This is a genomic window from Paenibacillus nasutitermitis, assembly GCF_014641075.1.
In the GTDB taxonomy this organism is placed as follows: Bacteria; Bacillota; Bacilli; order Paenibacillales; family Paenibacillaceae; genus Paenibacillus_Z; species Paenibacillus_Z nasutitermitis.
On the sequence record NZ_BMHP01000011.1, the window covers coordinates 17,222 to 30,420 of the forward strand.

The 13,199-nt window shown below is 50.8% G+C and carries 13 protein-coding genes and 1 tRNA gene; 11 read left to right on the forward strand and 3 right to left on the reverse strand.

Features of this window, described 5'->3' with window-relative positions; genetic code table 11:
* Positions 1–7: 7 nt before the first annotated feature.
* The 7 genes from trxB (at position 8) to IEY46_RS33195 (ending at position 6,656) form a co-directional block, all read left to right on the forward strand.
* Positions 8–964: a thioredoxin-disulfide reductase gene (gene trxB / locus IEY46_RS33165; RefSeq protein ID WP_188999782.1), complete on the forward strand. Its 957-nt coding sequence runs from the start codon at positions 8–10 to the stop codon at positions 962–964.
* Positions 965–1,193: 229 nt separating this feature from the next.
* Positions 1,194–2,144, forward strand: a complete 951-nt coding sequence (locus IEY46_RS33170) for an ROK family glucokinase (RefSeq protein WP_188999785.1) — start codon at positions 1,194–1,196, stop codon at positions 2,142–2,144.
* Between the two features lie 315 nt (positions 2,145–2,459).
* Positions 2,460–3,347 carry an RNase adapter RapZ gene (gene rapZ / locus IEY46_RS33175; RefSeq protein WP_188999789.1) on the forward strand — a complete coding sequence of 296 codons (888 nt, stop codon included), beginning with the start codon at positions 2,460–2,462 and terminating at the stop codon, positions 3,345–3,347.
* 8 nt (positions 3,348–3,355) lie between these two features.
* Complete coding sequence (mgfK, locus tag IEY46_RS33180; protein WP_188999792.1) at positions 3,356–4,339, forward strand: gluconeogenesis morphogenetic factor MgfK; 984 nt, start codon at positions 3,356–3,358, stop codon at positions 4,337–4,339.
* Between the two features lie 6 nt (positions 4,340–4,345).
* Positions 4,346–5,275, forward strand: coding sequence for a DNA-binding protein WhiA (whiA, locus tag IEY46_RS33185; protein ID WP_188999795.1), 930 nt, complete (start codon positions 4,346–4,348; stop codon positions 5,273–5,275).
* Between the two features lie 106 nt (positions 5,276–5,381).
* On the forward strand, positions 5,382–5,651 hold the full coding sequence (locus IEY46_RS33190) for an HPr family phosphocarrier protein (RefSeq protein ID WP_188999798.1): 270 nt from the start codon (positions 5,382–5,384) through the stop codon (positions 5,649–5,651).
* A 180-nt stretch (positions 5,652–5,831) separates the two neighbouring features.
* Positions 5,832–6,656, forward strand: a complete 825-nt coding sequence (locus IEY46_RS33195; RefSeq protein WP_188999800.1) for an SIMPL domain-containing protein — start codon at positions 5,832–5,834, stop codon at positions 6,654–6,656.
* Positions 6,657–6,766: 110 nt separating this feature from the next.
* Here the strand turns inward: IEY46_RS33195 and IEY46_RS36640 are convergent, their stop codons facing one another.
* The 3 genes from IEY46_RS36640 to IEY46_RS33210 all read right to left on the reverse strand — a co-directional run bounded on the left by IEY46_RS36640 (position 6,767) and on the right by IEY46_RS33210 (position 8,192).
* Positions 6,767–7,063 carry a sporulation histidine kinase inhibitor Sda gene (locus IEY46_RS36640; RefSeq protein ID WP_229750712.1) on the reverse strand — a complete coding sequence of 99 codons (297 nt, stop codon included), beginning with the start codon at positions 7,061–7,063 and terminating at the stop codon, positions 6,767–6,769.
* A 234-nt stretch (positions 7,064–7,297) separates the two neighbouring features.
* The gene (gene clpP / locus IEY46_RS33205; RefSeq protein ID WP_188999954.1) at positions 7,298–7,879 is read right to left on the reverse strand and encodes an ATP-dependent Clp endopeptidase proteolytic subunit ClpP; all 582 of its coding nucleotides are present in this window, start codon (positions 7,877–7,879) and stop codon (positions 7,298–7,300) included.
* A 238-nt stretch (positions 7,880–8,117) separates the two neighbouring features.
* Positions 8,118–8,192, reverse strand: a tRNA-Arg gene (locus tag IEY46_RS33210).
* A 232-nt stretch (positions 8,193–8,424) separates the two neighbouring features.
* Here IEY46_RS33210 and IEY46_RS33215 point away from each other — a divergent pair.
* From IEY46_RS33215 to tpiA, 4 genes are all read left to right on the forward strand, one after another.
* On the forward strand, positions 8,425–9,471 hold the full coding sequence (locus IEY46_RS33215; RefSeq protein WP_188999803.1) for a sugar-binding transcriptional regulator: 1,047 nt from the start codon (positions 8,425–8,427) through the stop codon (positions 9,469–9,471).
* Positions 9,472–9,586: 115 nt separating this feature from the next.
* Positions 9,587–10,591 (forward strand): type I glyceraldehyde-3-phosphate dehydrogenase, encoded by a 1,005-nt coding sequence (gap, locus tag IEY46_RS33220; protein WP_188999806.1) that lies wholly within the window; start codon positions 9,587–9,589, stop codon positions 10,589–10,591.
* Between the two features lie 457 nt (positions 10,592–11,048).
* The gene (locus tag IEY46_RS33225) at positions 11,049–12,230 is read left to right on the forward strand and encodes a phosphoglycerate kinase (protein WP_188999809.1); all 1,182 of its coding nucleotides are present in this window, start codon (positions 11,049–11,051) and stop codon (positions 12,228–12,230) included.
* Positions 12,231–12,445: 215 nt separating this feature from the next.
* Positions 12,446–13,198, forward strand: coding sequence for a triose-phosphate isomerase (gene tpiA, locus IEY46_RS33230; protein WP_188999812.1), 753 nt, complete (start codon positions 12,446–12,448; stop codon positions 13,196–13,198).
* Position 13,199 lies beyond the last annotated feature (1 nt).

Here is a 13,199-nt window from a genome sequence, read left to right on the forward strand (position 1 = left end):
ATATTGTATGTACAAGTCAATCATCATCGGAACAGGTCCTGCCGGGCTGACCGCAGCGATCTACTTGGCCCGAGCCAACATGAACCCTCTTGTTATTGAAGGCCCTGAGCCTGGTGGACAACTGACCACAACGACGGAAGTGGAGAACTTTCCGGGCTTCCCAGACGGTATTATGGGACCGGATCTGATGGCAAATATGCGCAAGCAGGCAGAGCGTTTCGGTGCTGAGTTCCGCACGGGCTGGGTCAATTCGGTGGATACATCCAAACGTCCGTTCACTATACAAGTTGAAGGGCAAGGCGAGCTGCAGGCGGAGTCGCTGATTATTTCGACTGGCGCATCGGCCAAATATCTGGGCATTCCCAATGAGAAGGATTATGTCGGGCGCGGAGTCAGCACTTGTGCGACCTGCGACGGATTCTTCTTCCGCGGCAAAAAAATCATCGTGGTCGGAGGTGGCGACTCTGCAATGGAAGAAGCAAGCTTCCTGACCAAATTCGCCTCAGAGGTTGTGCTTGTACATCGCCGCAGTGAAATGCGGGCCTCCAAAATCATGCAGGATCGTGCGCGTGAGAACAGCAAAATCACCTGGTCGCTGAACCGGACTCCGCTTGAGGTTGTGGCGGGCGAGCATAGCGTTTCGGGACTGAAGGTTCGCAACAATGAAACCGGCGCTGAAGAGGTTATTGAAACGGACGGTATCTTTGTGGCAATCGGCCATACACCGAACACCAAGTTCCTCGGCGGCCAGCTGGATACGGATGAAACGGGTTATCTGATTGTGAAGCCGGGCACGACGGAGACGAATATCCCGGGTATCTTTGCCTGCGGCGATGTTCAGGATCATAAATACCGGCAGGCGATTACGGCTGCAGGCAGCGGCTGCATGGCGGCACTGGATTGCGAGAAATTCGTGGAAGGCCACGCGGTGCATGACTGGAGCGAAATTTTGAATCAGGACTAACTGCCATGCATGCGAGTGGTGGCTGAAGCAATAGGAAGTTGAAGTGGCGCTGTCCAACCAGCATGGACGGCGCCACTTCATGCAAGGCAGTCCATGAGGTTCCTGACGTCAGGCAGGGGGTCATTCGAGCGCTTTTAGAGGTTTTCCATGCGCTTGACCAGTCAGGAGCGTTCGCTTATAGTTGAACACAGAAACACCCCCATTCCTATATTATTGAGGTGTCCTATTCATGTCTGAGAAAATTGTTATTGGTGTAGATATTGGCGGAACTACGATTAAATTAGGCATTTGCAGCAGCGAAGGCGAGCTTCTTCACACTCACGAAGGACCGACTGGCGTAGAAGACGGGTCAGATGCGGTTTGTCAAAATATTGCGGATTATGCACGTTTAATTATCGATGAATCCCCATACAGTTGGGAGCAGGTTGAAGGCGTTGGCGTCGGTATCGCCGGTTTCCTGGATATCCCTAATGGGATCGTTAAATTATCAGTAAATCTGTATTTCAACAATGTACCTTTAAAGGATATTTTGGAAGAAAAGCTTCAGACTAAAGTATTGGTCAACAACGATGCGAATGTCGCCGCCCTTGGCGAAGCGTGGGCTGGAGCAGGACGCGGCATTTCCGATTGTGTCTGTTACACGCTGGGTACCGGTGTCGGCGGCGGCGTCATCATCAACGGTAAAATCGTTGAAGGCTTCCGCGGTATGGCCGGGGAGCTTGGCCATATGTCGGTCGTGCCTGATCTGGAAGCCATTCAATGCAACTGTGGCAAAATGGGCTGTCTGGAGACAGTCTCATCCGCGACCGGCATTATCCGGATGGCCAAGGACGCTGTACAGCGTGGTGACCGTACCTCGCTTTCCTTTGTGCCGGATATTATGGCCAAGGATGTCCTGGATGCCGCCAAAGCGGGCGATGAGGTGGCAATGCGCATCGTCAGCCGCGCTGCGTTTTATTTGGGGAAATCGATGGCCGCCGTGGCGGTTATTCTCAACCCTCAGCGTTTCATAATCGGAGGCGGAGTTTCCAAAGCCGGCGAATTCCTGTTTGAACAAATTCGCGAAGTGGTCCGCAAGCTTACTCCTGAAGTGGCTCAGGAGGGCGTTGAAATCGTGCCGGCCATTCTTGGCAATAATGCCGGAGTTGTAGGCGCTGCCGGTCTTATCATTCGTTCTTAGACGTATAATCACGATTAGCGGTTGCAGGTTAACTGACAACCTCAGTCGGATAAACCACGATTAACGGTTGCAGTATTACTGACAACCGAATCGAAAATGATCCGATTAACGGTTGCAGTATTACTGACAACTGAATCGAAAATATCCGATTAACGGTTGCAGTATTACTGACAACTGAATCGAAAATATCCGATTAACGGTTGCAGTATTACTGACAACTGAATCGAAAATATCCGATTAACAGTTGCAGTATTACTGACAACTGAATCGAAAATATCCGATTAACAGTTGCAGTATTGTTGGGAGGAATAAGCGATGGATGCGGGAACAGCGATGGCAAAGCTGGTCATCATCACAGGCATGTCCGGAGCGGGGAAGACAATTGCAGTGCAGAGCTTGGAAGATTTGGGTTATTTCTGCGTTGATAATTTACCGCCGGTTCTTATTCCCAAATTTGCCGAGTTAATTGAGCAATCCAACGGCAAAATAGGTAAAGTGGCGCTTGTCATCGACTTGCGGGGACGTGAATTCTTTACGGCGTTGTCGGAGTCACTGAGCTACGTGAAGGACCATTTTACGATTGGTTACGAAATTTTGTTTCTGGATGCTACGGACAGCGTGCTCGTTCAACGCTATAAGGAAAGCCGCAGGCGCCATCCACTGGCACCGGATGGTCTTCCGCTGGAAGGCATTAAGCTGGAGCGCAGAATGCTGGAGGACCTGAAGGGCTGGGCAACGCAGGTGATCGATACAAGCAATCTGAAGCCTGCTCAGCTGAAGGAACGGATCATGTCCCGGTTCTCGAATGCCGACATGAGCATCATCTCCATTAACATTACTTCATTCGGATTCAAATACGGGATCCCGATTGATGCGGATTTGATTTATGATGTCCGTTTTCTCCCGAACCCGCATTATGTGGAGCAGCTGCGCCCGAACACGGGGCAGGATCCCGATGTTTACGATTATGTGATGAAATGGCCGGAGACGCAGACCTTTCTGACCAAGCTGCTGGATATGCTGCAGTTTCTGATCCCTCTTTACCGCAAGGAGGGTAAGAGTCAGGTTGTGATCGGAATTGGCTGTACGGGCGGCAAGCACCGTTCCGTAGCGATTGCTGAATATATGGGACGCATGCTGGGCAGCGGCGATACGGAGATCATCCGGGTGAGCCATCGAGATGCGGATAGGGACCGGCACTGAGGTGGAGCATGACTGAACAATCCAAAGAAAGATTGCCCCGGATCGTGGTGATCGGCGGTGGTACGGGACTGTCTGTGATGCTGCGGGGACTCAAGGAGAAGCCACTCGATATCACCGCAATCGTTACCGTCGCCGATGACGGCGGAAGCTCGGGCATTCTGCGCAGCGAGCTGCAGATGCCCCCGCCTGGGGATATCCGCAATGTGCTGATTGCTTTAGCCGATGTGGAACCGCTCCTGTCCGATATGCTCCAATACCGCTTCAGCAACGGCACCGGGCTGGCCGGACACAGCCTGGGCAACCTTATGCTGGCTGCCATGACGGACATTGCGGGCGATTTTGTTTCCGGCGTACGCGAGTTAAGCCGGGTTCTGGCGGTCCGTGGCAGTGTACTGCCGGCTGCCGGCGAGGCGATTGTATTGCATGCCGAGATGGCGGACGGCACAATTGTGACTGGCGAGTCGAATATTCCCAAGGCGGGCCAGCCGATCAGACGCGTGTTCATCGAGCCGGCTGATGTGGAGCCGCTGCAGGAAGCGGTTGAAGCCATTCAGGAAGCCGACGCCATTCTGATTGGCCCCGGCAGCCTCTACACCAGCATCATTCCCAATTTGCTGGTGCCTAAGCTTGCCCAGAGCATCATGGATTCCAATGCGATCAAGATGTTTGTATGCAATGTAATGACCCAGCCGGGAGAGACGGACGGGTATTCGGTCAGCGACCATTTGGCGGCTATTCATGCTCATGTCGGCCACCATCTGTTTGATTATATCATTGTTAATGACGGCGAAATTCCGCCCCAGGTACAGCTTAAATACGCGGAGCTTGGTGCCAAGGCCGTCCATCTGGATCTGGATGAAGTGACGCGGCGCGGCTACAAAGTGATTGCCGACAGGCTCGTTCTGTTTCGCACCTATCTGCGTCACGATGCCGAGCGGCTGAGCCATCATATTTACCAGCTGGTGGAAAACTGGATGGAACGAAAGGGGTGAGAGAAGATGTCTTTTGCGGCTCAAACGAAAAAAGAACTTACGCTTATCGAATCGGAGCCCTGCTGCGAAAGAGCGGAATTATCTGCCCTCATCCGGATGAACGGATCCGTCTCGGTATCCAGCCGCAAAGTCATTCTCGATATCTCCACTGAAAATGCAGCGATTGCCAGACGTATCTATACGCTTCTGAAAAAACAATTCGACGTCCATACGGAGCTGCTTGTCCGCAAGAAAATGCGGCTGAAAAAGAATAATGTCTATATTGTCCGCATCCCCGCAAAGGTACAGGAAATTCTGAGCGATTTGCGTATTGTTTCTGAAGGGTTTATGTTTAATCAGGGAATAGATAAAGACATGCTCCGTAAATCATGCTGCAAGCGGTCTTACCTCCGGGGGGCATTTCTTGCCGGGGGATCCGTCAATAATCCGGAAGGGTCCTCGTATCACCTGGAGATTGCCGTCATGTATGAGGAGCACTGCAAGGCGCTTGTGGATTTGGCGAACAAGTTTGACCTGAATGCACGCTGCATCGAGCGCAAGAAAGGCTTCATTTTCTACATGAAGGAAGGCGAGAAGATCATCGAGCTGTTGAACATTATAGGCGCTCACCAGGCACTGTTCAAGTTCGAGGATGTCCGGATTATGCGCGATATGCGCAATTCAGTTAACCGTATCGTCAATTGCGAAACGGCCAACCTCAATAAAACAATTGGCGCCGCCGTCCGGCAAATTGACAATATCAAGCTGCTCCAACGGGAAATGGGCCTTGAGAACCTGCCGGAGAAGCTGCGGGAGGTCGCAGAGGTGCGCCTGATGCATCCGGATATCAATTTGAAGGAAGTCGGCGAGATCCTTAAGGGGAAGGTCAGCAAGTCGGGCGTGAACCACAGATTAAGGAAACTGGACGAACTTGCAGAAAAAATAAGGAACGGTTAGCCTAAGGCTAGTTAAGTTGCTGAAAAAGTGGTATAATGGAGAATAAAATGACGTTTGCAAAATTCTCAATCGCACGATTGAATATAGTTTAGGGGGTAAAATTTCCATGACAAGGCATCCGGTTGTCGTTCGACTGAAGACAGGTCTTCATGCAAGACCGGCCGCACTTTTTGTTCAGGAAGCGAACAAGTTTTCTTCCGAGGTGTTCGTCGAGAAAGACGAGAAAAAAGTGAATGCGAAATCGATTATGGGGATTATGAGCCTTGCGATCAGCTCAGGTACGGAAGTAACGATTAGCGCGGAAGGTTCGGATGCCGACCAGGCTGTAACCGCTTTAGTCAATTTGGTCAGCAAAGAAGAGCTTGAGAACCAATAAATCATAAGATGGAACTGGCGCCTCTAGCCAAGGCCATAGAGGTTTTTCAAACAGAGAAGTCCCGGGAAGGGGCTTTTTTCTGTTGATTCCGCTGCTTGTCCATAACCGGGATGCAACATCCCAAGCCTTGCATTCGTTATAGAAAATGAAACCAATTTTGTGACAAGGGGATGATGATGCATGTTTGAGAGGAAAACGACCGATTCAGTAACCGAAACCGAAAGAGGCCAAATAGGAATACAAAAAGGCAGGAAGAAGTGGATACTAACGGCCGCGCTTGCGGTCGCTGTCGGGATCGGAGCCGTCATCGGGGCAAACGGAGGTTTGGGCAACGTATATGCTGCCGAGGAGGTTGGAAACGTGCAGAAGGGGATTATTACGGTAAGCGGCAAAGGCGAGCTGCAAGCGTCGCCTGATGTGGCCTACATTAATGTGGGCGTAGAGACGCGGGCTGCGACAGCCAAGGAAGCACAAGCCAACAACGCTACGAAGTTTGCGGCTCTTCAGAAGGTGCTCTTTGAAAAAAACAAGCTGGCGACGAAAGACGTGAAAACCACGAATTTCAATGTTCAGCCGCAGTATACGTATAACGAAAAAGATGGAACAAATAAAGTGACCGGTTATGTGGCCACGCACAGTATTCAAATTACGAGCAGAGAATTAACTACCATCGGGCAGCTGCTGGATCAGTTGTCCACTGCAGGCGCCAACCGGATGGAGGGTGTGCAGTTTGATACCGAAAAGCAGGACCAATACGAGCTTCAAGCACTGGAGAAAGCCATGGCAAATGCCAAATCCAAGGCTGAAACGCTAGCCAAGGCTGCAGGAAAACAAGTGAAGGAAGTTGTCAATGTTACGCAAACCAGCGCGGGAAGCGTCCCTATTTATAATAATCGGGCAATGGCGGAAAGTGCCCAGTCATCTGCGGATGGAGCGGGAAGCGTGCTGCAAACCGGTGAAATCACATTGTCGGCCCATGTACAGGTGACTTACGAAATGCAGTAGCGGTTGCCCGCTTGGACGGCTCGAATATGAAAAAGAAGCAGGGCCGATTGGAAACATCCAATCGGCCCTGCTTCTTCGTGCTGCTGCGGATCCGGACAAGTTGTGAGACTCTAGGTGGAATCCGATAATCCGCGTTGTTCGATCGCTTGCTCGATTAAAGAGATAAACTCTTCCGAGAGCCGCATCGCCTTGGCTTCATGATAGACTTCAATCAAATGGATGTCGCTAAGCGGTCGTAGTAGTAGAGATTTATCCTGCATCGGCAAATAAGATTTGCGATTTTCGTGTAGGGTTACGGTTTGATCGAAGGAGCGATCAAATGCTGGCGTGAAATGGTTATAAACGTAACCAGGTTCACTGGGACGAATGAAATTTCGCACGCTTGCGAATGGATTTGATAGTTTCATGCGTGTGCAACTCCGTTAGTTAGATTTCAATAACAGCCTAAGTGTCGGTGGATCTGGAATCATTTAGTACATAGTAACATGAAATATTCATGGAGTCGTTACCAATTCAACTCGCTGAATTTTTGTTGACAATGTTTAAATGTTATGATATAAGGCTAGCCTGAAGTTATAAAAAAAGTGCTGACCCTCTGCGGGATCAGCACTCCTAATTGAAAGTATTAATAATTAAGGATGTTACAGTTTCTCGATTACTTTATCAACAAGTCCATAAGCTTGCGCTTCGGCGGCTGACATGAAGTAGTCGCGATCGGTATCGCGCTCGATTTTCTCAAGAGGCTGGCCGGTGCGTTCCGCCAAAATCTTGTTCAAGGTATCGCGCGTTTTCAAAATATGTTTGGCGCGAATCTCAATATCGCTCGCTTGGCCTTGAGCTCCGCCGAGCGGCTGATGAATCATGACCTCGCTGTTGGGCAATGCATATCGTTTGCCTTTCTCACCGGCGGCGAGCAGGAATGCGCCCATGGAAGCGGCCATTCCGACGCAAATGGTGGACACGCTTGGCTTGATAAATTGCATCGTATCGTAGATGGCCATACCTGCCGAGACAGAACCGCCGGGACTATTAATGTAAAGCGATATATCTTTCTCGGGATCATCCGCAGCCAGGAAAAGCAGCTGGGCGATAATGGAATTAGCGACCATGTCATTCACAGGAGTGCCAAGGAAAATAATGCGGTCTTTCAGCAAGCGGGAGTATATATCATAAGCACGCTCTCCGCGGTTGCTCTGCTCGATAACCATAGGTACAAAGTTCATTTCCAATGTAATTCCCTCCTAAAAGTTATTGCGTGGTTATTCCTGGATGCTTGGGTTACCAAGCGTTCAAGCAATAACTCACTTCGTAAGCGATACTTAGGTGTTTTGCGCTGCTTTAATTCGCCAAGCGGGGTAGATCGTTGTTATATTTCCATCATAACGGATTGTTTTTTAAAAGTCAAAGATGGTCAAATTATAGATATTAAAAAACCGGCGGATGCCGGGAAGTGTTAAATGATGGCGCGCCCGCGAGGAATCGAACCTCGATCTCAGGCTCCGGAGGCCTACGTCATATCCATTGGACCACGGGCGCAAAATGTGATAGCGAAAATAAGTATATGTGATACAAGCAAGAAAAGCAAGGAGCTGGCCAATATAAATTTGTGTAAAATGTGACAGAAAGCGCTCTATGGGGTAAATAGTGACTTGCCCCCTGTAAAAGTTTGCAGTACAATGGAGGTGGGACTTAAAACGATCATGTGGGACGATAAATGTCCATGAGCATCAGGGCGCGGATTTGGCGCAAATGGAGTTGATGTTGAAAGATGCAGTCTCTCATCGAAATCCAGCAGCAGCTGCTGCCGGATGTACTTGCCATTATGAAGAAAAGATATTTGATTCTCAGGCAAGTGATGTTATCCGACATGATTGGCCGCCGGACACTTGCCGCTTCACTGGATTTATCCGAGCGGGTGCTGCGCGCCGAAACAGACTTTTTGAAAGAACAGGGTCTGCTTCATGTGGAAACAGCCGGCATGCGCATCAGCGAATCCGGAAGAAAGCTTCTGGAGGACCTGGAGCCTTATTATAAGGAGATGTTTGGACTAACGGAGCTGGAGCAGCGGCTTCGCAAGCACTTTGGTCTCAAGCATGTATGGATTGTCCCGGGAGATTCCGACACTTCTCCGCACACGAAGCGGGAGCTCGGTAAAGCCGGTGCTACGGCACTGCGCAAGATGATGAACAAGGACGATGTTATTGCCGTAACTGGCGGTTCGACGCTCGCCTCGGTAGCCAATCAATTAACGACGCAGACGCCCCTGAAGGGCAACTGGTTTGTCCCGGCTCGCGGCGGACTGGGCGAAAGCCTCGATTATCAGGCGAATACGATCGTATCAACGATGGCCAAGCGGACCGGCGCCCATTACCGGCTGCTGCATGTTCCGGACCATTTAGGCGAAGGAGCTTATCTGACGTTGATGCAGGAGGAGAACATCCGGGAAGTCGTCGATGTGATCCGCAGCGCCCGCATTGTCATTCACGGTATCGGAGACGCTATGGTGATGGCGCGGCGGCGGCGCGTTAACGAAGAGGTTATTGAAGCTTTAAAGGCGGAAGGCGCACTCGCCGAATCCTTCGGTTATTATTTTGACCGCGAGGGAGCGGTGGTCCATAAGATGCCGACTGCAGGACTTCGGCTGGAGGACATCCTGGAGACAGAAGTCGTCATTGCCATCGCCGGCGGGGGCAGCAAAGGCGAGGCGATAGCAGCCGTGATGCGTTTTGGCCACGACGATATACTCGTGACGGATGAAGCTGCGGCTCTTGTTATTACGGCCATACTGGACGAAGAACAGCAGGCATCTTTTTAAAGGCAACTGAAAAGACATACTTAGCGTGATCTTGACGACTGCAGGTGGCGATAGGGCTGCCTACCGGCAGGCGTCTTAAGATATATATTAAAATCAAGCCTAGGAGGAAACAACAATGGTTAAAGTTGGTATTAATGGATTTGGTCGTATTGGTCGTAATGTATTCCGCGCTGCTCTGAACAACCCGGAAATTCAAGTGGTGGCTGTTAATGATTTGACAGACACGAATACACTGGCTCATTTGCTTAAATATGATACGACTCACGGTACACTGGACGCTAAGGTAGAAGCAAAAGAAGGCGCCCTGATCGTTAACGGACGCGAAATCAAGGTGTTTGCCGAGCGTAATCCTGAGAACTTGCCTTGGGCTTCCGTAGGCGCTGAAATCGTAGTAGAATCCACGGGTATCTTCACGGCGAAAGAAAAAGCCGAGCTTCATCTTAAAGGCGGAGCTAAAAAAGTAATCATCTCCGCACCTGCTTCCAATGAAGACATCACGATTGTTATGGGCGTGAACGAAGAGAAATACGATCCTTCGGCTCACACGGTTATCTCCAACGCTTCTTGTACAACGAACTGTCTGGCTCCATTCGCCAAAGTAATCCACGAAAAATTCGGAATCGTCAAAGGTATGATGACGACGGTTCACTCTTATACAAATGACCAATCCGTTCTGGATGTGCCGCACAAGGATCTGCGTCGTGCCCGTGCAGCTGCCGAGAACATCATTCCTTCATCCACTGGCGCGGCAAAAGCGATCTCCCTTGTTCTGCCTGAGCTTAAAGGCAAGCTGAACGGTATGTCGATGCGCGTTCCAACTCCAAACGTTTCCCTGACGGATCTGGTTGTTGAATTGAAAAACAACGTTACCGTTGAAGAAGTGAACAATGCCCTGAAAGCTGCTTCCGAAGGCGAGCTTAAAGGCATCCTTAACTACTCCGAGGAGCCGCTTGTATCGAGCGACTACAATGGCGATCCTGCTTCTTCCACCATCGACGCGCTGTCGACAATGGTTGTTGAAGGCAACATGGTCAAAATCATTTCTTGGTACGATAACGAGTGGGGCTACTCCAACCGTGTAGTTGACCTTGCCGTTTATATTGCATCCAAAGGACTGTAGGAGTCATAACCCCCTAAATCCCCCTTGATAAGGGGGACCCCGAGGGTTCCCCTCTGGACACCCCATATTTTCGAAGGAGCTGCTTGTGGCAGCTCCTTCGCGGCGGTTTGCGGAGGCCCGCTTTACGTCCATAGAGCAGCCCCATTCGGCTGCTCCGGGACCCAGCTTTACTGAAGCGCTCCTTTGCCACGGGATAAAACCCGAGCCAAAAGGCTTTAAAGCTTTAGAGCATTTTCGCCTTCGGCGTTTTTTACTACAGGATAACCTGAGGGAATCGCCTTGATGAAAGCTTCAATGAAAAAGAATTCGAGATCCCCTTTTTTGGGGAAATAATAGATAGATAAACCTGCAAAGAATTGCGGGATGGATAGCGTGGAGAGCTTTGCATAGAATCTAGACCCTTTAGAGCGTTATTCCCTGACGGGGAAATTAAGGGTTACCTTAGGAGGGTTACGGGATGAACAAAAAAAGTGTACGTGATGTTGAGGTGGCCGGCAAACGCGTGTTTGTACGCGTGGATTTCAATGTGCCTTTAGAAAACGGCGCAATCACGGACGACAAGCGCATTCGCGAAACGCTGCCGACAATCAACTATCTGGTTGAAAAAGGCGCAAAGGTCATTCTGGCCAGTCATCTTGGCCGCCCGAAAGGACAAGTTGTCGAAGAACTTCGTCTGACGCCTGCGGCAGAACGTCTCTCCGAGCTGCTTGGCAAGAAGGTGCTTAAAGCCGATGAGGTCATCGGCGATGCCGTCAAGTCGCAAATCAGCGACATGCAAGACGGCGATGTGCTTCTGCTGGAGAACGTCCGCTTCGAAGCAGGCGAAGAGAAGAATGATCCGGCGCTTGCGAAAGCTTTTGCCGAATTGGCCGACTTGTTTGTCAATGACGCATTCGGCGCTGCTCACCGTGCCCATGCTTCTACCGAAGGCATTGCTCATTTCCTGCCGGCCGTATCCGGTCTGTTGATGGAACGCGAGCTTGATGTGCTCGGCAGAGCGCTGCAAAATCCGGAGCGTCCGTTCACGGCGATTGTCGGCGGCTCCAAGGTTAAGGATAAAATCGACGTTATCAATAAGATGATCGAAATCGCAGACAACATCATTATCGGCGGCGGGTTGTCCTATACGTTCTTCAAGGCCCAGGGCCATGAGATCGGACAATCTCTTTGCGACGACTCCAAGCTTGAGCTGACGAAGGATTTTATCGAGAAAGCGAAGAAGCTTGGCAAGCAGTTCCTGCTGCCGGTGGATATCGTCGTCTCGGATGATTTCAGCGCAAGCGCCAATACCAAAATTGTCGACATCGATGGCATCCCGGCTGACTGGGAAGGCATTGATATCGGGCCGAAATCCCGTGAAATATTTGCGGACGTCATTAAAAATTCGAAGCTTGTCGTCTGGAACGGACCGATGGGCGTTTTTGAAATCGAGCCTTTCTCCCATGGTACCCAAGCCGTTGCCCGCGCTTGTGCGGAAACGTCTGCTTACACGGTTATCGGCGGTGGCGATTCCGCCGCAGCGGCGGAGAAGTTCGGTCTCGCCGATAAAATGGACCATATCTCCACCGGCGGCGGCGCATCTCTCGAATTTATGGAAGGCAAAGCGCTTCCGGGCGTGGTTGCCTTGAACGACAAGTAGGATAGCAAGAGGCAGAGGATCAAGCTTTGCGGGGTTCATGCTCCGCAAAGCCAAGTAACGCTTTCGGAGCAGCTTTGCTTCGCAAAGCCAAGTAACGCTTTCGGAGCAGCTTTGCTCCGCAAAGCCAAGTAACGCTTTCGGAGCAGCTTTGCTTCGCAAAGCCAAGTAACGCTTTCGAAGCAGCTTTGCTTCGCAAAGCCTGAGGAGCTGACGTAATGCGTAAACCGATAATTGCAGGCAACTGGAAAATGTTCAAAACGATTTCCGAAGCGGAATCTTTCTTCGCCGATGTAAAGGGAAAAGCGGAAATTGACGGCGTCGAAGCTGTCATTTGCGCGCCTTACCTGACACTTCCGGCACTCGTAGAAGCTGCCAAAGGGACAACGATCGCCATTGGCGCGCAAAATCTTCATTTTGAGGACAATGGCGCATTTACGGGTGAAATCAGCGGTTTGATGCTTAAAGATCTTGGTGTGCAGTACGTAATTATTGGCCATTCCGAGCGCCGCGCTTATTTCCAGGAGACGGACGAGATCGTGAACAAGAAGGTTCACGCCGCATTCAAGCATGGCCTGACACCAATCGTTTGTGTGGGCGAGAAGCTGGAAGAGCGCGAAGCGGGCCAAACCAAAGATGTATGCAACCTGCAAACCGTTGCTGCTTTCCAAGGCCTTTCGGCCGAGCAAGCGGCACAGGTTGTTATTGCCTATGAGCCAATCTGGGCAATCGGCACAGGCAAATCGTCCACTTCGGCGGATGCTGAAGATGTGATTGCTTTCATCCGCGGCGTTGTGGCTGGTCTATATGATGCTACTGTTGCGGATGCTGTCCGCATTCAATACGGCGGCAGCGTCAAGCCGAACAACATTGCGGAATATATGGCTGAATCAAACATAGACGGCGCGCTGGTAGGCGGCGCAAGCCTGGAGGCCGCTTCTTACGTTCAGCTCGTGGAAGGGGCGAAGTAAG